Here is a 20,303-nt window from a genome sequence, read left to right as displayed (position 1 = left end):
CGGCGCGGGCCGCCGCGCCCGCCCGGCCGATCTCCCCCGTCCGGCGATCGCGCACCGCCCACCTGCTCAACTACCCTGCCCCGTATGGACATTCTGGGGACCTCCTTGCGGGTGTGCGTCGGCGATCTGGACGCCGCCGTCGGTGTGTACGAGCGACTGACCGGGACCGAGGCCGTGCGCTTCCAGCGCGGCCCGGTGGCGGTCGCGGCGGTGGGCTGTTTCTTCCTCATGAGCGGGCCGGAGGCGGAGCTTTCGGTGCTGTCGAAGGTGACCGCGACGCTGGCCGTCAAGGATGTGGACGAGGCGGTGGCGGATCTGCGGGCGGTCGGCGCGGAGATCATCGCGGGCCCGCTGCCCACACCGATCGGCCGCAACCTCATCGCCCGCCACCCCGACGGCTCGATCTTCGAATACGTCGACCGGCAGGGCGGCTGACGCGCCGGGGGCGGACCGGCAGACGAGCGGACGAGACGGAGCAACGGACAGACGGACGGGCGGTGCGGCCCCGGCCCCTCGCGCCGACGGCCGCACCGCCCGCACGAGATCGCCCGTGCCCGCCGTCACCGCGAGGCCACCCGCGCGGCGCCGGCCCCCGGCCCGCCCTGCCGGCCTACGCCGCCCCCTCGCCTCACTCCTCTCACTCCCCCTCCCTCACCCCACCTCCAGAACGATCTTTCCGCGGACATGACCGGCCTGGCTCAGGCGAAAGGCGTCGGCCGCCTCGGAGAGCGGAAAGGTGGCCTCGACCGGGACCGTCAGCCGGCCGGCGTCCGCCAGCGCGGCGAGAGCCGTGAGATCGGCGCTGTCGGGCCGCACCCACACCAGGTGTCCGCCCCGGGCGGTCACCTCGCCGTCGACGATCGACGCCACCCGGGACCGGTCCTTGAGAAGCTCCTGTGAGACGGCCACCACTCCGCCGCCGACGAAGTCCAGCGCCGCGTCCACTCCGTCGGGCGCCAACTCCCGCACCCGCTCGGCGAGCCCGGGACCGTAGGCCACCGGTTCGGCGCCCAGGGAGCGGAGGAAGGGGTGGTTGCGCTCGCTCGCGGTGCCGATGACGCGGGCGCCCTCCGCCACGGCGATCTGCACGGCGAGCGAGCCGACACCGCCGGACGCCGCATGGACCAGCACCGTCTCACCGTGGCGCAGCCCGACCCGGCGGATCGACTGATAGGCGGTCAGCCCGGCGAGCGGCAGCCCCGCCGCCTGCTGCCGGCTGAGCGCCGCCGGGCGCCGGGCGAGGGTGCGCACCGGTGCGGCGACCAACTCGGCGTAGGTGCCGTGCTGGACGGCGTCCTTGCGGACATAGCCGATGACCTCGTCGCCGACCGCGAATTCGGTGGCGTCGGCGCCGACGCCCACCACCACTCCGGCCACGTCCCAGCCCGGGATGAGCGGGAAGTACGCGTCCATCATCGGATCGAGCGCACCGGCGACGACCTTCCAGTCGACGGGGTTGACCCCGGCGGCCCGCACGCGGACGAGGACGGAATCGGGGCCGACCTTGGGGTCGGGGCGGTCGGCGAGCGTGAGAACCTCGGGGCCGCCGTAACTGTTCGCGATGATTGCCTTCATATTCGTCACAACGAGTAACCATCCGAGAAGATTCCGTGTCCGGCTGGTCTCTCCGGAGGAATTTCCGGACGCCGCGGCGGACGGGGCGGCGGGGCCGGGGGCGTCCCGTCCGCCCGCCGCCGGGAAATTCGCGCGCGGCGCCGCCCCCGCCCGTCTACGCTGACCGCGCCTCCCGGCGGCGCCGGGGCGGTACGGATACGGGGCGGCCGGCGCCCCGCACCGCACGGAACACGGAAGTCGGGCCGATGGCAGCGCAGCACACCTACCGAGTGATCGTCCGCGGCAACTGGGACCGCCTGTCGGAGGCGTCCCGCGCCACCCTCCTCGCGGAGGTGGACGACCACGGGATGGCGCAGCTGCGGTTCACGCCCGAGGGGTCGCTGGTCTACGACACCGCGCTGGTGTCGTTCAGCTACCGCTACACCATCGTCTCGGACGCCGAGGACGGTGAGGAGATGGCCGCGGCGCTCGCCGAGGAGAAGGCGGAGGCGGCGCTGCGGGCGGCCGGGCACGGCTACCGCAATCTGCGCGCCAAGGCCACGGACATGGACACCATGAAGATCAACCGGAAGGGCCGCTGACGCCCGCAGGACGCCCCGCCGGCACACCTCGTCAGGACGCCTCGTCCTCCGGCACCATCTCGCTGGTGATCGCCCAGCGTTCGTGATCGCGCCAGGCGCCGTCGATGAAGAGGAAGTCCGGCGAGAACCCCTCCAGGCGGAAGCCGGCCCGGCTCACCAGCGCGAGGGACCGCTCGTTGCCGGGCTGGATGTTGGCCTCCAGGCGGTGCAGCCCGAGGTCGTCGAAGGCGTACCGCAGGACCAGCCGCAGGCCCTCGCTCATCAGGCCGCGTCCGGCGGCGTGCGCGAAGCCGCCGTAGCCGATCGCCCCGCAGCGGAAGGCGCCGTGGACGATGTTGTTGATCGTCAGATATCCGGCGATGCCCCCGCCGTCGCGTTCGCAGATCAGGAAGCCCTCGCGCAGCGGCTCACGGAGCTTGGCGGCGTACCCGGCGTAGGCGTCGTCGTCGGCCGGCGGCTGCAGCCACGGGTGGTGCAGCGCGACGCTCTCCCGTGCCCGGGCGGTGAACTCCGCGCAGTCGTCCGGGGTGAAGTGGCGGATGCCCACCCGGGGCCCCGTCGCGAGGTAATGATCAGCGGTCATCGGCCGATCCTACGGAGCCGCGGGCGCGTCCGGCCAGGCCCGTCCGGACCGTGGCCCGGCGGTCAGCCGTCGCGCCACCGGGGCGCGTCCGCACCGCACGGTCCGGGCGGGGTGGCCCAGTCCGTGGGCCCGCCGTCGAACATGACGGGCGGGGCCGCGTACCGCAGCCGTCCGACCGGGCTGTCGGTGCTCCGCAGATGGCGTTCCGGGTCGTACGAACCGTCGGCCGCGGGCCCGGGCGGGGTGTCCTGGGCCATGCCGTGCACCAGCCAGCGGGCGGTGCGGGCCAGCGACACCGTGGCGAGCTGGGCGCCGCCGGTCCCGGCCTGTTCGGTGAGGGAACGCAGCACCGCCGCGGCCAGCAGATAGCCCGTGCCGTGGTCGAGCGCCTGGGCGGGCAGGGCGCCGGGCGTGCCGTCGGCGTCCGCCTCGACGAGGGCGATGCCGGTGGCCACCTGGACCACACTGTCGAAGCCCCGGCGGCCGCCCCAGGGGCCGTCCTCGCCCCAGGCGGAGAGGCGGGCCAGGACCAGCCCCGGACGGCGTTCGGCCAGCGCCTCGGGGGCGAGACCGAAGCGGTCGAGGGAGCCGGGGCGGTAGCCGGTCACCACCACGTCCGCGGCGGACAGCAGCTCCTCGAAGACGGCCCGGTCGATGCGGGAGCCCAGGTCGAGGGAGGTGGAGCGCTTGCCGAACCCGGTGTCGTCGTGTGCGTCCTGGCTCTCCGGCAGCTGCGGCGCGTCGATCCGCAGCACATCGGCGCCGAGCAGCGCGAGCGTCCGGGTGGCGACCGGGCCGGCGATGACGCGGGTGAGGTCGAGGACGCGCAGCCCCGCGGCGGGCAGCAGCGGGTCGCCGGCGAGCGGCGGCAGGCGGCGCGGCGGGACGCTCGCGCCGAGGCGCTGGCGGGTGACGAGCGGATGGGTGGCGACGGTCGCGCCCTGGCCGTGGACGGCCCACTCCTGGGGCGTGCGGGCGGCGACGGCCAGCCCGCCCGCCGCGTAGACCGTCTCCTGGACCTCCTCGGCGCGCCGTCCGGCGAGTTCGGAGGCGACGTCGGTGACGTCGGCGGTGGCGGGCAGGCCGAGGGCGTGCAGCAGCCGTTCGCGGTGGTGCGGGTAGTTGGCGTGGGTGCGGACCCAGCCGTCGGCGGTGCGCCAGAAGCGGGAGAGCGGGGCGAAGCTGGACGGGGCGCGGCCGTCGATGCGCAGATGGCGTTCGCTGATGAAGGCGGTCGCCACCGCGCCCTCGTCGACGCGGACGGCGGGGACGGGGCGCCCGGTGCGGCGCGCGGTGAGTTCGGCGGCGGCCAGCGCGCAGCAGGCGACCGTGGCGCGGGCCAGCTCCCGCACCGGCAGCCGGGCGGGCAGCAGCCCTGGTGGTCCGGTGTACCGGATACGGTCCGTCAGCTCCGGGGCGCCGCCGAGCGCCGCCCATGCCTGCGCGGTTTTCCCGCCGTGTCGTTGCCCCATGGGCGCAGTCTGGCACCGCGTTCCGGGTCAGGGGTAGCCGGGGGCGGACGGTGACCGGAGCGCCGCGGTCGTGGTGGGGCGGGTGGGACGGCGGGGACGGCGCCGGGCCGGAGCCGGGAGCGCCCGCTCGGTGTCACGGGACGCGCCGCCCGGCGCCGCCGGGGCGGCGGTGCGGGCGGCGCGCGCGGTCCGCGGTGCGCGCCCCCGTCGCTACCGCACGCCCCCTTGAACGACGGGGAGTTCGAGGACTCCGGTGTCGCCGGGCGCGCTGGTGACCGTCACCGGCTTGATGCCGCGGTTGCCCTTGTACGCACCGTCGCTCGCGGCGACGGTGAACCGCAGCCGGTGGCCCGGGGCGTAGCGGTGGACGATGCCCGGCAGCTGGACGGTGAACGCCCGGGTGACGTCCGGCACCCGCACCGGCGCCACCAGGCGGTGCACCAGCGTCTGCGAGCCGTCCGGCGCGACGTCGTAGAGCTTGGCGAAGAGCACCAGCCGGTCGGCGGCGTCGGCGCTGTGCTGCGTCCGCTCGGCCTTGGGCGAGATCACCTTCAGTGTCGCCCGGGGGATGCCCGCGACGTCCAGCGGGCCGCCGGTGACCGGGGCGGACGTCCAGTCCAGGGCGGTACCGCGGATGTCGTACGGCGCGGGGTCGGCCATGCCCAGCACCCCGGCGAGGGAGCTCTCCGAATGGCTGGTGGGCACCAGCCAGTTGCGGTACTCGCGGCTGCCGCGGACCACCTTCGCGCGGCTGTCGACGAGCCTGCCGTCGCCGGAGAGGTAGAGCTTGTGCGCACCGCCCGCCGGGAAGGCGTCCGCGGTGCCGTAGGGGTCGCCGTCGGCGGCCCAGTCGCGGTAGTAGGCGAAGGCCGGGCCGGTGTCCGTGGCGGTGCGGTGGTGGAGGTAGCGGTCGAACCACGCCAGGATGCGGCGGCCGACGTAGCTGGTCTCCAGATTGCCCTTGCCCAGGTCGAGTTCGCCGGGTGCGGGCTTGTCCATGCCGCCGCTGTGGCCCCAGGACTGCCAGATCATCTTGGTGTCGGTGCCCTGGCCCTTGAGGGTGCGGTAGGTGGCGGTCGCCTCGTTGAGGTTGAAGAGGGTGTCGGCCTCGCCCTGGACGAGCAGGGTCGGCGCCTTGACCGACTTCAGATACGAGACCGGGGAGACGCCGCGCGCGTACTTCAGCATCTCGGCGGTGCGGTCGGCGGGGTAACGGCCGGAGTCCAGCAGCCGCTTGGTGCGGCAGGCGTCGGCGACGAAGTGCAGACAGCCCGCGCCGCCGGTCCGGGACGGGTCCAGGCTCGGGTGGAGCAGCCCTTGCGCCTCGCCTATCAGGAAGAACCCGCCGGTCCACTCCTTCTTGTACGCACCGGGGACCGGTCCGGTCACGCCGGCGGTGCGGCCCGCGTTGTTGGGGTCGAGGGAGTACGAGAGGTCGTTCCAGGTGATGAGGGGGACGAGCGCGTCGACGCGGTGGTCGACGGCGGCGGTGGCCAGCTGGATCGCGCCGCCGTAGGAGCCGCCGATCATTCCGACGCGCGGGTCCGGGGTGCCGTCGGCGGTGCGGTCCTTGGTGACGTAGTCGACGCGGGTGCCGTCGTCGGCGGCGCGGACCCCGGCGAGGAAGTCGACGAGCCGGCTCGCCGCCCGGCCGTCGATCTCCGGGTCGTCCAGCGAGATCGGGCAGCCGGATTTGCCGAAGCCCAGTCCGGAATAGGCGAGGGCGACGTAGCCGCGGGACGCGAACGCCTTGGCCGTCGCGGCGGTCGAGCCGTCGGACTTGCTGCCGCCGAAGCCGTTGGTGGTCATCACGGCGGGCGCCGGATGCGCCGCGTCGACGCCCGCGGGGCGGTAGAGGTCGGCGTCCACGGTGCAGGTGCGGTCGCCCGCGGGGACGGTGAGTTTCAGCGCGGTGGCGGTGTACGGAGCGGTGGACGCGGCGGTGGCCGGGGCGGCGAGGGCGAGCGGGGCGGTGAGCGCCGTGGCGGTCAGCACGGTCAGGGCGGTGCGGAGCGCGGGACGGGTGGCGCGGCGGTGCGTGGGGCGGAAGACGCTGGGCACGAGGACCTCCACGAGACATGCCGTACCCACCAGTCGGTACGGCGCGCTCATGCTCGGGGATGGTCAACAGGCGTGTCAACGGCGGGAACAGAGGAATCCGCGGGCACCCGGAAAGACGCCGCCGCACGCCCCCGTGTCCGCGGTCCGCGGGCCGCCCCCTCGGCGGGAGCGGCCCGGCGGCCGGAGGTCAGTGCCGCAGGTCGAGCGTCGTCAGATCCTGGCGGTCCACCCCGAACGCGTACGCGTACAGGGCGAGTTCGGACTCCAGGGCGCGGATCATGGTGTCGGCGCGGCGGAAGCCGTGGCCCTCGCCCTCGAAGGCGAGGTAGGCGTGGGGGATGCCGCGTCCGGCGACCTCGGTGAGGAAGCGGTCGCACTGCGCGGGCGGGCAGATGACGTCGTCCAGGCCCTGGAGCAGCAGGAACGGCGCCTTGATGTGGTCGGCGCGGTGCAGCGGCGAGCGGTCGCGGTAGCGGTCGGGGACCGCCGCGAGCGGGCCGATGAGGGACTCCAGGTACTGGGATTCGAAGTCGTGGGTCTCGCCGGTCGCCCAGCCCGCGAGGTCCAGGATCGGGTAGCTGATGGTGCCGCAGGCGTACAGGTCCGTGGTGGTGAGCGAGGCGGCGGTGGTCCAGCCGCCGGCGCTGCCGCCGCGGATGGCGAGCCGGGCGCGGTCGGCGGTGCCCTCGTCGGCCAGCGCCCGGGCGACGGCGGCGCAGTCCTCGACGTCGACCACGCCCCACTCGCCGCGCAGCCGTTCGCGGTACTCCCGGCCGTAGCCGGTGGAGCCGCCGTAGTTGACCTCGGCGACGCCGATGCCGCGGGAGGTGAAGTAGGCGATCTCCAGGTCGAGGACGAGCGGCGAGTGGCCGGTGGGACCGCCGTGGGCCCAGACGACGTACGGCGGGAGTTCCCCGTCCGGCGCGGTGTGGTCCGGGTTGTGCGGCGGGTAGAGGTGGGCGTGGACGTCGCGTCCGCCGGGCCCGGTGAAGGTACGGGCCTCGGGCCGCGGGTAGTAGGCCGGATCGACGGCGTCGGTGTGCTGGTGGGCGAGGACGCGGGCGCGACCGGTGCAGGTGTCGAGTTCGACGATCTCGTAGCCGGTGTGCGGACCGGCGGCGACGCCGATGACGCGGCTGCCGTGGACGGCGAGTGCGGGCGCCCACTCCGTCCAGGGGCCGGCGGTGTCGACGAGGTCGCCGCTGACCGGGTCGAGGATGCCGAGGGTGGTGGTGCCGTGACCGTGGAGGGTGGCGAGGGTGCCGCTCTCCAGGGGCAGGAACCACCGGGAGCCGATGTTCCACAGCGGGCCGCCGAACTCCTCCCGGCGGGCGGCGCACAGCCGCCGGGGCTCCTTGGCCCGGCCGTCGGCGATCTCGGCGCGGTACAGCTCCCACCAGCCCTCGCGGTCGGAGGCGAAGAGCAGGGCGCCGTCCGGGGACCATTCGATCTGTGCGACGGACTCGCCGCGCTCGCCGGGCGCGGGGACGTCGGGGCCGAGGTCGCCGAGTATCGGGCGGACGGCGGTGAACTCCCCGTCGGCGGTGGTGTCCGCGAGCATCACGAGGGTGCCGTCCCAGGGCATCCGGGGATGGTCCCAGGCGAGCCAGGCGGTGTGGCGGCCGTCGGGCGACCGGCGCGGGCCGGTGACGAAGCGGTGGCGGTCGTCGCTCAGCTCCCGGACGGCCGCGCGGTCCCCGGCGGCGGAGCCGTCGAGCGGGACGGCGGCGACGAGGCGGCGCACGTCGGTGGGCCCGTCGCCGGTGAACTCCTCCAGGACGCACCACACCTCGTCGCCGACGAGCACCGGGTCGGCCCAGCGCAGTCCGTCGCCGACGGGCGAGAGCGGGGTGAGGGGGCGGGGCGCCGCGTCGCGGTCGGGGGCGTAGGCGTAGAGACGCTGGTCGGCGAAGTGGCTGAAGACGACGAGCGGTCCGTGGTCGGTGACGGTGCCGGCCCAGGGCTGGCCGCCGTACTCGTGGACGCGGCTGCGGACGTTCCAGGGCGCGGGCAGCACGGATTCCTCCGTGCCGTCGGCGCGGCGGCGGACGAGCGCCCGGCGGCCGCCTTCGGCGGGGCGCGGCGCGGTCCACCAGACCTCGTCGCCGATCACGCCGACGAAGGCGGGGCGTCCGTCGTGGGCGGCGACGGCCTCGGCGTCCACGGGGGACGTCCAGGCTCCGTAGGGGGCCGTGGTCACCATGCGGGGTCTTCCTCCTTGTGCACCGGCGGGGCCGGGTCGTGGGTGCGCGGACGACGGGACGTGGCGGGCCCGCGCGGCCGGCCCCCGGGGCGGGGCACCGGCCGCGCGGCGGCGGTCAGGCGCGGAGCAGGAAGTGGTCCAGGACGCGGACGCCGAAGTGCAGGGCGTCGACCGGGACGCGTTCGTCCACGCCGTGGAAGAGCGCCTGGTAGTCGAAGCCCGGCGGGAGCTTGAGCGGGGAGAAGCCGTAGCCGGTGATGCCGAGCCGGGAGAACTGCTTGGCGTCGGTGCCGCCCGACATGCAGTACGGCACGACGTGGGCGTCCGGGTCGAAGCGCTCCAGGGCGGCGCGCATCCCCGCGAAGGCGGGCGAGTCGACGGGGGCCTGGAGGGCGACCTCGCCGTGGTCGACGGTCCAGTCGACGTCGGGGCCGGTGAGGCGGTCCAGCGTGGCGCGGAACTCGTCCTCGCCGCCGGGCACGACCCGGCCGTCGACCTGGGCGGCGGCGCTGCCGGGGATGACGTTGACCTTGTAACCGGCGTCCAGCATCGTCGGGTTGGCGCTGTTGCGGACGGTCGGCTCGACGAGGGCCGCGGCGGTGCCGAGGCGGGCGAGGAGGGCGTCGACGTCGAAGTCCGGTGCGTCCGGGTCGGCGTCGATGCCGTGCAGGGCGGCGAGTTCGCGGAGCGCGGCGCGGACGGTGGGGGTGAGGCGGACCGGCCAGCGGTGCTCGCCGATGCGGGTGATCGCGGCGGCGAGGCGGGTGACGGCGTTGGCGCGGTTGACCTTGGAGCCGTGTCCGGCGCGGCCGTGGGCGGTCAGCTTGAGCCAGGCGGTACCGCGCTCACCCGCGGCGACGGGGTAGAGGTGCAGCCCGGTGTCGGTGTGGAAGGAGAACGCGCCGGATTCGCTGATGCCCTCGGTGCAGCCCTCGAAGAGCGCGCCGTGCCGGTCGGCGAGGAAGCCCGAACCGTCCTCGGCGCTGGCCTCCTCGTCGGCGGTGAAAGCGAGGACGATGTCGCGGCGCGGGCGGACGCCGTCGCGGGCCCAGCGGCGGACGGTGGCGAGCACCATCGCGTCCATGTTCTTCATGTCGATGGCGCCCCGGCCCCAGACCACTCCGTCGCGGACCTCACCGGAGAAGGGGTGCACGGTCCAGTCGGCGGGCTCGGCGGGGACGACGTCGAGATGGCCGTGGACGAGGAGGGCGTCGGCCGACGGGTCGGTGCCCTCGATACGGGCGACGACGTTGGTGCGGCCCGCGGTCCGCTCCAGCAGCGTCGGTTCGAGCCCGGCCTCGGCGAGGGCCTCGGCGACGTACTCGGCGGCCGGGCGCTCCCGGCAGGCGCCGTCGCCGTGGTTGGTGGTGTCGATGCGGATCAGGTCCGAGGTGAAGTGGACGACCTCGTCGAGGGCCTTGTCGTCGACGGGCCCGTGGTTCTGCTCAGCCATACTGCTCCTCCACTGCGGACGAGGCGAGGGTGGTGACCGCCTTGAAACAGCGGATCGCTTCGTACATGTCGTCGCTGGTGTAGGCGACGCGGCGCTCCCCGCACCGCTCCACGCCCGGGACGCAGGAAGCGGCGCCGACCAGGTGCTCGGCGTCGAACTCCATCTCCACCCGGAACGGGCCGCCCCGCACGGGCTCGTGGCGGGCCGCCAGCGCGGTGGCCTCGCGGGCGGCCGCACGGATGTCGGCGGCGGTGCGGGCCGGGGGCCGGCAGACGGCGGCGTAGCGGGAGACGTAGTCCTTGACCGCGACGGTGCGGGCCTCGGGGGCGTATCCGCGGGCGTCCACGCAGGTGCGGTCGTCGCCGGTGACGAGGACGACGGGGACGCCGTACTCGGCGACGACGAGGGCGTTGAGGTACCCCTCGCTGGCGCGGGTGCCGTTGACCCAGACGCCGGTGAGGGAGTTGGCGAGGTAGGTGTGGGCGAGGACGCCCTCGGTGCCGGCGCCGGTGTGGTAGCCGATGAAGGCGATGCCGTCGACGTCGCCGTGCTGGACGCCCTCGACCATGCTCAGGGACTTGTGGCGGCCGGTGAGCATCTGGACGCGTTCGTCGAGCTGTTCCAGCAGGAGGTTCCGCATCGACCAGTGCGCCTCGTTGATCAGCACCTCGTCGGCGCCGCCGGCGAAGAACCCGGTGGCCGCGGCGTTGACGTCGGAGGTGAACAGCTGGCGGCAGCGCTCCCATTGGGGCGTGCCCGGCAGCACGTCGGCGGGCCAGGTGACGCCGGTGGCGCCCTCCATGTCCGCGCTGATGAGGATCTTCATGTGGTTGCGCCCTCTCGCCGGTCGGAAGCTGTCCGTGCCCGTCGTGGGGCCCGGCGGCCGTTCTTCCCCAAGAGGTACCGCCAGGTCCCGTGTTCGACCGGCCCATCCAAGCATCCTCGCCGTCCGGCCTGCGCCTCCCCTCCCCGTTCGGCGGCCGTCAGGCGCGCCGCACCCCGCGCCGCGGGCCGCCCTCGGCGCTCCTGACGGCGCGGTGCACCGGTACGCCGCGTGCGGGCGTCCGGCTCCCGGGGGCCGTTGTCGGCCACAAGGAAAACCGACCCGCAGGTCGGATACGTTGCGGGCCGGGCGGTGAACTTCGTATGAACACGGCACAGTTCATCCGGCGGCGTCGCAGGCCGGAGCCGTACCGGCGCGCGGAAGGCGGTGCGGGACGGCCGGATCGGCACGGATCATGGCTGCACACTTCACGTATTCTGTGAGAAGTTCAGAGGGTCCCTTGAGGTTGCCGGGCCGGACTGTGCGTCAAGCTCACGACGTGTCCGGCGCGCTTCCCGGGATGACCACCCGAGGCGGGAGCAGTTCACTGCCGACCGGGACCGGGGAACCCCACCCCCCGTCACCTTCCTGCGCCCCGCGCCGAGAAAACGCCACATACCGGCTGCACGAGTTCTGTGCCCGGTTCGTGCCCTGTCCGAGGAGGAGTGCCCGTTTTGCGAACGGCCCACCCGTCCACACCTCGCGCAGACGGCGGCCGCTCCGGCGGGGCGCACCCGCCTGCCGATGCGGACGCTCTGCTGCGCGGCGCGATGGAGCGCCACCGCCCCGCCCTGCTGCGCTACGCCGCCCGCCTGACCTCGGGCGACCCCTACCGCGCCGAGGACATCGTGCAGGAGACGTTCCTGCGCGCCTGGCTCGCCGCCGACCGCCTCGACCTCGCCGACGAGGACCTCCACGACCTCCGCGCCGCCGAAGAGCCCCACGGACCCGGCGCGTTCCGGGCGGGCGGGACCGGGTGCGTACCGCCGCCCGAGATCCGGGTGCCCGGCCCCCGTACGGACCACGAGGGCGACCGCCGGTGCGGCGGGCACGGAGAGGGCCCGCACCCGGACGCCGGGCGGGGCCGGTGCCGGGCCGACGGCGGACGGGGCACACCCCGGCTCGGGGCCTGGCTGTTCACCGTGGCGCACAACCTCGCCGTCGACGCACACCGCCGGGAGCGGGCCGTGCCGGTGGGCACGGCACCGGCCGAGGCGCTGGCCCGGCCGACGGGGACCGACCTGGCCGACGCCGTCGTGGACCGCCAGGTGATCACCCAGGCGCTGTGCCGGCTGAGCCCCGAACACCGCGACGCCCTCGTCCACGTCCATCTGCTGGACCGCTCCGGCGCCGAGGCCGCGCAGGCCATGGGCATACCGCGCGGCACCGTCAAGTCCCGTACGCATTACGCTCTGCTGGCGATGCGGCGGGAACTCGCCGCCCCGCCCAGGCCCACCGTCCCGCGCCCCCGGCTGCGGAACACGACCCCGAGGACCGCCACGAACGCACCGCCCCCGCACCCCGCCGACCGTACGACCGCGACGCCCCCTCCCTCCCCCGCCGAAAGCGCCGCCGCATGAGCCGTTCCGGCGATCCGTTCGCCTTCATCAGCGCCCATCAGAACCTCATCTTCACCGTCCTCGGCATGCTCGGGATGGTCCTGCTGCTCTTCTTCCTGATCCGGATCCCCGTCCAGCGGGCCGGCGGCTGGAAGGCGTCCAGGGAAGCGGTACGCCGTGAGGCCGCCGCCACCCTCCACGCCTTCGGCGCACCGCTGCGTGCGCTGCGCGCCCACCGCAAGGCGCTGCGGCTGCTGGTGCGCCATCTGAGGTCCCCGCACACCTGGCGCGACGCCGAGCGCGCCGTGACCGCCGCCCGGCAGGCGGCCGCGCCCGGCGCCGCCGCGGACCGCGCGCCGCGGCCGTACGCGGCGCTGGTCGACGGCGCCACCGTCACCGTGCTGTTCGCCGGGACCGCCGCGGACGCGCCCGGCGCCCCGTGGTCGCAGGACCCGGCGGACCCGCGCCGCTGGACGGTGCGGCGCGAGGACCTGCCGGCCGTCGCGCCGTCCCGGGACGACGGCCCGCCGCTGCTGGTCGCCGTCGGCGTCGTGGCGGGCCGCTGCGCCTTCCTCGACCTGGCGCCGGGGCCCGCCGTCACGGCGGTGGAGGGCGACGCCCGCACCGCCCCCGTCCTGGTCCGGGCGCTCACCGCGCAGCTCGACGCACGGCTGCCGGCGGGTCTGGTGACCGTCGCCGAGGGGGTCCACCCGCGGCACCCGGGCGCGCCGGTCCGCGAGGCGTACCGCGCCGCCCGGGAGACCGGGCCGCGGCACGGCATCGCGCCGGTGCTCGCCGCCGCCGAGCTGCCCGATCCGCTGCCCGACGACTTCGGGCACAGCCCCGACGGCCCGCCCCGGCTGCGGATCGTGGTGCCCGGCCGGCCCCGCGGCCACGCCCGGCGGCTGCTGACGGACCGCCACGGTCAGCTGCTGCTCACCGGCACCTCGCTGCTGACCTCGGCGGGCGCGTTGGGCCGGGCGCTGTCCCGGGTGCTGGCCGACCTGCCGCCGGTGCTGCCGCCGCCGCCCGCCGCGGGCACCGCCGACGGCCACCCGGACGCGCTGTTCGACGAGGACGACGAAGACGCTGCCGAGGCGACCGCGGCGGTCGGCAGCCGCGACCCGGCACCCGCCGCGCGGAGCGCCGCCACGGCGGAGGAACCGGCGGCCCCGGGCGCCTCCGCCCGCAGCGGTGCCGCCGGTGCGCCCGGCGTCTCCGCGCGCGCCACCGCGACCGACACCGCGGCGCAGGACGCCGCCGACGGATTTCCCGGTCAGGCCGCGCCCGCCGACCGGGTACAGGAAGCGCCCAGCGGCGCCGCCCGGCCCGCCGCGCGTTCCTGACCCGGCCCGCCGCACCGCCGGGCGGCCGCCACCCGGCGGCCGCCCGGCACGTCCTCGCCCCGTACCGCCCCTTTGACGGCACCGATCAGTGGGACCCCCGTGAAACTGACGCTCACCACCTCCGACGCCGGACGCCTGACGGACCATCTGCTCGATGTGCCCGAGCAGGCGACCGTCGCCGACCTCGCCGCCTCCCTGGCCCCGGCGCCGCCGGACACCGGCGACCCGCACTCGTCCCCCGCCCCGCCCCCGCAGGTCTACCTCGGTGACCGTGCGCTGGACGGCGCGCTGCCGCTGCGCGGCTCCGGCATCCGGGACGGCGCCGTTCTCGGTCTGGGCGCGCCGTGCGCCACGGACCACCCCTCCCGGGCGTGGAACCCGGCGCCGGGCGACCCCGTTCTCGTCGAGGTCCGGCACGTCGGCGGGCCCGGCGCGGGCCGGGTCTGGCGGCTCGGCGCCGGCAGCCACGAGATCGGCACCGCCCGCGGCTGCGCGCTGCGGCTGTCCGGCGGCGGCGCCCCCGACCACGGTGTCTGGCTCACCGTCGGCCCGGACGGCGAGGTGACGTACCTGCTGCCGGACGGTGCCGACGAGGACAGCTGCGGGCTGCGCAGTCTGACGCCCCCGCCGCCGGTGGACCCCGAGACGGGCACCCCGCTGACGGCGGAGGAACCGGCCGGGACCCGCGACGGCGGCACCGGCGGCCACTCGGTCGCGCCCGGCCCCGACGGACTGCCGCCGGCCGAGCCGCCGCGGCCGCCGGGCCACCGGCCGCCGCCGAGCGACGGCTCCGCGCAGTGGCCGGCCTTCGCCGATCTCTCCCTGGGCGAGCATCTGCTGCGGCTGGCGGCGCCGTTCCAGCCGGACGCGGCGGTGAACCCGTCGGCGGACGGCATGGCGGTGGAGTACAACCGCCCGCCGCGGATCGCCCCGCACCTGGACGCCGAGACGATGCGGATGCAGGGCCCGCCGTCGCGCCCCGGACCGCGCGCCTTCCCGCTGCTGTTCGTGCTGGCGCCGCTGATGATGGGCCTGATCATGATGGGCCTCTTCCGGTCCTTCTACTTCATGATCTTCATCTTCTTCAGCCCGATGATGGCGATCAGCAACTGGATCATCGGCCGCCGCACCGGCCGCAAGCAGTACGAGGAGTCGCTGCGCATCTACCGGCTGCGCCGCGCCTCCCTCGAACTGGAGCTGCGCGAGGCCGCCGTCGAGGAACGGCAGCTGCGGAACACCACCTTCCCCGACCCGGCGACGGTGCTGCTGACCGCCACCGGCCCGTCCGGCACCCTCTGGGAGCGGCGCCGCCGCGACCCTGACCGGCTCACCGTGCGGCTGGGCACGCTGACCCGCCCGTCACTGCGGCGGATCGAGGACCAGGCCCGGGACGCCAACCACCGCACCGTGCACTGGCGGCTCGCCGATGTGCCGTACGGGCTGGAGATGGCCGACCTCGGCGTCGTGGGCCTCGCCGGGCCCGGCGCCGTCACCCGCTCGATCGCCGCCTGGACGGTCGCCCAGAGCGCGGTGCTGCACAGCCCCCGCGATCTGCGCATCGTGGTCCTCACCGGCGACGAGAACGCCGAGGCCTGGTCGTGGGTGCGGTGGCTGCCGCATCTGGACACCGGCCGCGGCACCAGCGTCGTCGCGCTCGGCAACGACCCCGAGTCCACCGCGCACCGCATCAACGAACTCGTCGCCGACATCCAGGCCCGCACCGCGGCCGCCGCCTCCGCGCTCGGCCGCACCCTGCTGGACGAGCCGGACGTGCTGGTCATCGCGGACGGGGCGCGGCGGCTGCGTGACGTGCCCGGCATGGTGCAGGTCCTCAAGGCCGGACCGCCGGTGCACATCTACAGCCTCTGCGTGGACGAGCAGGAGCGGCTGCTGCCGGAGGAGTGCACCTCCGTCGTCACCGCGACCGGCAACCGCCTCGCGGTGCGCACCACCGGCTCGCCCAAGGTCAGCGGCGTCCGTGCGGACCTGGTGGACACCGCCTGGTGCGAGGAGGTCGCCCGGGCGCTCGCCCCGGTCCGGGACGTCACCCTCGACGGCGACTCGGGGCTGCCGGACGGCGTCAAGCTGCTCGGACTGATCGGCCAGGAGCCGCCGAACGTCGAGGCGCTGCTGCGGTCCTGGGAGAAGCGTCCCGCCTCCACGACGTTCGTGCTGGGCGCCGGGTACGACGGGCCGCTCCGGCTGGACCTGGTGCGCGACGGGCCGCACGGGCTGGTCGCCGGCACCACCGGCTCCGGCAAGTCCGAGCTGCTGCAGACCATGATCGCCTCGCTCGCCGCCGCCAACCGGCCCGACGAGCTGGCGTTCGTCCTCATCGACTACAAGGGCGGCAGCGCGTTCCGCGAGTGCGCCGAACTGCCGCACACCCTCGGTATGGTCACCGACCTCGACGGCCACCTCGTGCAGCGGGCGCTGGCCTCGCTCGACGCGGAGCTGCGCCGCCGTGAGCAGCTGCTCGCGGACGTCGAGGCCAAGGACCACGCCGACTACCGCGCCAAGCGGTCCCGGGACCGCGAACTGCCGGCGCTGCCGCGGCTGCTGATCGTCATCGACGAGTTCGCGACGCTGGTGCGCGAGGTGCCGGACTTCGTACCGGGCCTCATCAGCCTGGCGCAGCGCGGCCGTTCGCTCGGTCTGCATCTGATCCTCGCCACCCAGCGGCCCGGCGGTTCGGTCTCGACCGACATCAAGGCCAACACCAATCTGCGGATCGCGCTGCGGGTCACCGACAAGAGCGAGAGCCAGGACATCATCGACTCCGGCGACGCGGTGAGCATCTCCTCCGCGACGCCGGGCCGCGCCCTGGTGCGCCGCGGCGACCACGCGCCGACACCGTTCCAGACCGCCTGGGTGGGCGCCGCCCGCGCCGGTGCCGAGCCCGGTGCGGACGAGGAGCCCGCGCAGCCGGGCGACGTCACCGCCGCGGCCCGCAACGTCCGCGGGGTGGAGCTGTCCTGGAACCGGCTGGGCCGCCCGGTCGAGCTGTTCGACGAGGACGAGGACACCGGGGCGGCGGCCGCGGCGCCGGAGACCGCGACCGATCTGCTGGCCCTCGTCGAGACGATCCGCAAGGCGACCGCGGCGCTCCCGGACCACAGCGAGCAGGCCAGCCCGTGGCTGCCGGCGCTGCCGGACACCGTCACCCTCGACGACCTGCCCGAGGCCCCGCCGACCCCGCCCGGCCGTCCCGCGGCCGTGCCGTACGCGCTGCTCGACCTGCCGAGCCAACAGGAGCGCCGGGTCTGCTGCCTGGACTTCTCCACCTTCGGCCACCTCTACGTCGTGGGCGCGCCGCGCTCGGGCCGTACGCAGGTGCTGCGCACCCTCGCCGGGTCGGCGGCGCGCACGCTGTCCGCCGCCGATCTGCACCTGTACGCGATCGACGCGGCGGGCGGCGGGCTGTCGGCGCTGGAGGCGCTGCCGCACTGCGGTGCGGTGGTCTCGCGGTTCGACACCGAGCGGCTGGCGCGGCTGCTGGGCCGCCTCGTCCGGGAGCTGACCGCGCGCCAGGAGAAGATGTCGGCGCACGACTGCGCGAGCCTGACCGAACTGCGCGCCGCCCTGCCGGCCGCCGAGCGTCCGGCCCATCTGATGCTGCTGATCGACGGCTGGGACGGTATCTCCCAGATGCTCGACGAGTACGACGGCGGGCGGCTGTTCGAGGAGGTCACACGGTTGCTGCGGGAGGGTGCCGCGGCCGGCATCCACCTGGTGGCGTCCTCCGAGCGCGGGCTGCTCGGCGGGCGGCTCTCCGCGCACAACGACTTCCGGCTGCTGCTGCGCCAGTCGGACAAGGGGGACTACTACCTCGCGGGGATGTCGCCGAACCGGGTGCCGGGCCACATCCCGCCGGGCCGCGGCTGGCACACCCCGGCGGCCGTCGAGACGCAGATCGCGCTGCTGCCGACCGCCGGTGACGGTGCGGCGGGCCGGGGCAGCGCCGATCAGGCCGACGCGCTGCGGGAGATCGGCCGCCTGGCCACCGAGCGGGATGCCGCGCTCCCCGCCCAGCGGCGGCCGTTCCGGGTGGCGGAGATGCCGAAGCTCATCGGCTTCCAGGAGGCGATGGAGCAGGTCCCGGAGACGTCGCGCCGCCCGATGTGGGCGCTGCTGGGCATCGGCGGGGACGAGGTGCGGCCGCTGGGCTTCGACTTCCTCTCCGGCGGCGGCAGCTTCGCGGTCGTCGGCCCGCCCGGGTCGGGCCGCTCCACCACCCTCGCGGCGATGTCCGTCTCGCTGATCACCGGCGGTACGTCGCTGGTGGTGCTCGCCCCGCGCGAGTCGCCGCTGCGCAAGCTCGCCGACCACGGGCTGGCGCAGGTCATCACGGACACCGACCCGTCGGCGAACACCGTCGAGGAGGCGCTGCGCGCCGTCGGCGACAAGCCGGTGGTGGTGGTCGCCGACGACAGCGACCTGCTCGCCAGCTGCGGTGCGGACAAGGTGCTGCGGAAGATCGCCTCGTCGGGCCGCGACCGCAACCAGGGCATCCTGATCGGCGGTCCGTCGGAGGGGATGAGTTCGATGGGGTGGATCGGCATGGTCCGCCGCTCACGGCGCGGGCTGCTGCTCGGGGCGCGGGCGATCGGTGACGGCGACATCATCGGCGCGCGGATCAGCGCCGAGCACATCCGGACCCGGATGAACCCGGGCCGCGCCTGGACGGCGGGCCCGTCCGGCAGCGTGGTGCCGGTGCAGGTGCCGCTGACGGTCCTGGAGAGCTGACGTACCGCTCCCGGTACGCGGACGGGCCCGGCACCCACGGTGGGTGCCGGGCCCGTGCGCGTGGGGCCGTCAGCCCTTGGAGCTGCTGCGGACGCCGGCGGCGATCTGGCTGTCGGAGTCCGTCATCGACTTGACGATGTCGGTGAAGGACTGCGCGAACACCTTGATGTTCGCCGAGGACTCCTTCATCTGCTTGCTGAACGCCTGGTACGCCTCTTCGAGCGCCGGGCTGGACTGCTCGAAGACGAGACCGTCCTTGAGCAGCGCGCTCACCGTGTTCTCCAGATCGCCCAGCTCGTTGGCGATGTCGGTGAACTTGTTCTCCATGGTGTTGGCGACACGCTTGATGTCGTCGTAGTCGAGAAAGACGTCCTGCGCCATGTGTTCCTCCGGGAAATGCGGTCGGGTTGCGGGGTGCCGCGGGGCGGCGGGGCGTCAGCCGCTGGAGCGGATCTTGTTCGCCATCTCGTCGTCCATGTCCCGCATCGACTGGACGATCTTCTCGAACTGCTCCGCGAAGTCCTTGATGCTCTGCGTCGCGTCGGTCAGCGACTGCGTGAGCTTCTCGTAGGACTGCTGGAGGGCGGGGCTGGAGTTGTTGAACTTCAGCGTGGAGTTGAGCATCGTGTCGACCTCGTTCTTGGCCTCCGTCATCCGGGGCACAAGGGTGTTGTCGGCACTGTTCTTGAGAAGGTTCGAGACGCGCTCGATCTCCGCGAAGTCGAGGCTGATGTTGGCGGCCAAGATCTCTCCTTGGTGACGGGATGTCGTACGGGGGCTTCGGATCGCGGGGCGGGGCCCCGGGGGCGGACGGACGGCGCGCGGGGCGCGGCTCAGTCGTCCTTCTCCTTCCATTCGGCGCCGTCGCCGAAGGGGGAGGAGCGGGTGTAGGTCGTGGTCTCGTCGTCCGTGGTGACGGTCATGGTGCCGCTGCCGTCGTCGTTGATGACGTAGCGGCTGGTGGTCTCCGAACCGTCCGGCCCGGTCGTCACCGTGGTGTAGTCACGGGCGTCGAAGGTCTTGCCGTTCTTCAGGGTGATGGGTTGCGGCGCGGAGTCGTACGTCGTCTTGTTCGTGTACTTCTGCTCGTCGGCGCCGGAGCCGATCGTGACGGTGGACTCCTCGGTCATGACGTTGTTGTCGTCGTCGAGGGTCACCTTGACGTGGGTGCTGCCCGAGTCGGTGGTGATGGTCTTCTCGGTGGGCGGGGTGTCGCCGGGCCGCTCGCCCTCGGGGTGGTCGCCGGGCTGCGGGGGCACGTCCTTGTCGTTGTTGTACCGCTCGCACCAGGCGGGGGCGCCGTCGACGGCGGAACACACCTCGTTGATGTCGGCCTTGGGGTGCTCCTTGAAGTAGTCGGACGCGCCGATCTCCTTCAGGTAGTCGTTCCACGCCTTGGTGTCCTCGTCCCACTGGTCCCAGGCGGCCTTCTTGTGCTTCCAGTCGTCGAGGCCGAGGCTCGCGCCCATCACCCCGGCGCTGTCCGCCATGCCCGCGTCGACCTGGAAGTAGTTGTCGGACACCGACTCGAAGATGTCGGCGAGCTTGTTGAGGCCGTCCTTGGCGTCCTTCGCCCGGCTCGCCGAGCGGTGCGAGAAGGCGTACATCGCGGCGCCGAGGTCGCTGAAGCCCATGACGCTCCGGGCGTCGTCGGTCGACTCCGTCAGGGTCTTGAGCGCACCCTTGGCACCGCCGGAGTCGGCGGTGTCGGCCAGCTGACGCATCCGGGTCTGTACCTGGTTGAGCAGCTCGTAGTCGATGGAGAAGTCGGGCATGGGCACCTCTGGGGCCTGCGGCCGGGCGGCGGGAAGCAATACCTTGCACTCCTCCCACGCACGGGCCGGCCCGATGGTTCACCCCGAAGCGGAATTACCGCGCAGGACGGTGAACCTCCCGGGGCC

The 20,303-nt window shown here is 74.4% G+C and carries 15 protein-coding genes; 5 read left to right on the top strand and 10 right to left on the bottom strand.

The annotated features are described in order from the left end of the window. The first annotated feature begins 84 nt into the window (after window positions 1-84). Window positions 85-435 (top strand): VOC family protein, encoded by a 351-nt coding sequence (locus ACF1BH_RS07640; protein WP_391641492.1) that lies wholly within the window; start codon window positions 85-87, stop codon window positions 433-435. Between the two features lie 216 nt (window positions 436-651). Here the strand turns inward: ACF1BH_RS07640 and ACF1BH_RS07635 are convergent, their stop codons facing one another. Then, window positions 652-1,575, bottom strand: coding sequence for an NADP-dependent oxidoreductase (locus ACF1BH_RS07635; RefSeq protein ID WP_391641491.1), 924 nt, complete (start codon window positions 1,573-1,575; stop codon window positions 652-654). Between the two features lie 245 nt (window positions 1,576-1,820). Between ACF1BH_RS07635 and ACF1BH_RS07630 the strand changes: the two genes are divergently transcribed. Then, a complete protein-coding gene (locus ACF1BH_RS07630) occupies window positions 1,821-2,156 on the top strand; it encodes a DUF6204 family protein (RefSeq protein WP_391641490.1) in 336 nt (111 codons plus the stop codon). A 31-nt stretch (window positions 2,157-2,187) separates the two neighbouring features. Here the strand turns inward: ACF1BH_RS07630 and ACF1BH_RS07625 are convergent, their stop codons facing one another. The 6 genes from ACF1BH_RS07625 to ACF1BH_RS07600 form a co-directional block, all read right to left on the bottom strand. Next, window positions 2,188-2,739 (bottom strand): GNAT family N-acetyltransferase, encoded by a 552-nt coding sequence (locus tag ACF1BH_RS07625; RefSeq protein ID WP_391641489.1) that lies wholly within the window; start codon window positions 2,737-2,739, stop codon window positions 2,188-2,190. 62 nt (window positions 2,740-2,801) lie between these two features. After that, the gene (locus ACF1BH_RS07620; protein ID WP_391641488.1) at window positions 2,802-4,211 is read right to left on the bottom strand and encodes a CoA transferase; all 1,410 of its coding nucleotides are present in this window, start codon (window positions 4,209-4,211) and stop codon (window positions 2,802-2,804) included. A gap of 210 nt (window positions 4,212-4,421) precedes the next feature. Then, complete coding sequence (locus tag ACF1BH_RS07615; protein ID WP_391641487.1) at window positions 4,422-6,323, bottom strand: CocE/NonD family hydrolase; 1,902 nt, start codon at window positions 6,321-6,323, stop codon at window positions 4,422-4,424. A gap of 136 nt (window positions 6,324-6,459) precedes the next feature. Continuing rightward, window positions 6,460-8,475 carry a prolyl oligopeptidase family serine peptidase gene (locus tag ACF1BH_RS07610; RefSeq protein ID WP_391641486.1) on the bottom strand — a complete coding sequence of 672 codons (2,016 nt, stop codon included), beginning with the start codon at window positions 8,473-8,475 and terminating at the stop codon, window positions 6,460-6,462. 115 nt (window positions 8,476-8,590) lie between these two features. Next, window positions 8,591-9,928, bottom strand: coding sequence for a M20/M25/M40 family metallo-hydrolase (locus tag ACF1BH_RS07605; protein WP_391641485.1), 1,338 nt, complete (start codon window positions 9,926-9,928; stop codon window positions 8,591-8,593). After that, entirely contained in the window at window positions 9,921-10,754 is an 834-nt protein-coding gene (locus ACF1BH_RS07600; protein WP_391641484.1) for a M55 family metallopeptidase, read from the bottom strand. Before ACF1BH_RS07600 ends, ACF1BH_RS07605 begins: the two co-directional genes overlap by 8 nt. Before the next feature lie 671 nt (window positions 10,755-11,425). On the opposite strand from ACF1BH_RS07600, the gene ACF1BH_RS07595 reads away from it, so the two are divergent. From ACF1BH_RS07595 to ACF1BH_RS07585, 3 genes are all read left to right on the top strand, one after another. Continuing rightward, entirely contained in the window at window positions 11,426-12,331 is a 906-nt protein-coding gene (locus ACF1BH_RS07595; protein ID WP_391641483.1) for a sigma factor, read from the top strand. Continuing rightward, window positions 12,328-13,656 carry a hypothetical protein gene (locus ACF1BH_RS07590; protein WP_391641482.1) on the top strand — a complete coding sequence of 443 codons (1,329 nt, stop codon included), beginning with the start codon at window positions 12,328-12,330 and terminating at the stop codon, window positions 13,654-13,656. The genes ACF1BH_RS07595 and ACF1BH_RS07590 overlap by 4 nt, the downstream gene beginning before the upstream one ends. A 99-nt stretch (window positions 13,657-13,755) precedes the next feature. Next, a complete protein-coding gene (locus tag ACF1BH_RS07585; RefSeq protein WP_391641481.1) occupies window positions 13,756-18,402 on the top strand; it encodes an FtsK/SpoIIIE domain-containing protein in 4,647 nt (1,548 codons plus the stop codon). Between the two features lie 69 nt (window positions 18,403-18,471). Here ACF1BH_RS07585 and ACF1BH_RS07580 read toward each other — a convergent pair whose 3' ends face one another. The 3 genes from ACF1BH_RS07580 to ACF1BH_RS07570 all read right to left on the bottom strand — a co-directional run bounded on the left by ACF1BH_RS07580 (window position 18,472) and on the right by ACF1BH_RS07570 (window position 20,177). Beyond that, window positions 18,472-18,783, bottom strand: a complete 312-nt coding sequence (locus tag ACF1BH_RS07580) for a hypothetical protein (protein WP_391641480.1) — start codon at window positions 18,781-18,783, stop codon at window positions 18,472-18,474. Between the two features lie 54 nt (window positions 18,784-18,837). Then, window positions 18,838-19,146: a M3 family metallopeptidase gene (locus ACF1BH_RS07575; RefSeq protein WP_143940075.1), complete on the bottom strand. Its 309-nt coding sequence runs from the start codon at window positions 19,144-19,146 to the stop codon at window positions 18,838-18,840. A gap of 89 nt (window positions 19,147-19,235) precedes the next feature. After that, entirely contained in the window at window positions 19,236-20,177 is a 942-nt protein-coding gene (locus tag ACF1BH_RS07570) for a serine/arginine repetitive matrix protein 2 (RefSeq protein WP_391641479.1), read from the bottom strand. Between the last annotated feature and the right edge of the window lie 126 nt (window positions 20,178-20,303).

It is taken from the genome of Streptomyces sp. NPDC014733 (assembly GCF_043083385.1).
GTDB lineage: Bacteria > Actinomycetota > Actinomycetes > Streptomycetales > Streptomycetaceae > Streptomyces.
The sequence above is the reverse complement of the archived record's forward strand: the minus strand, read 5'-3'. Positions and strand labels throughout refer to the sequence as shown.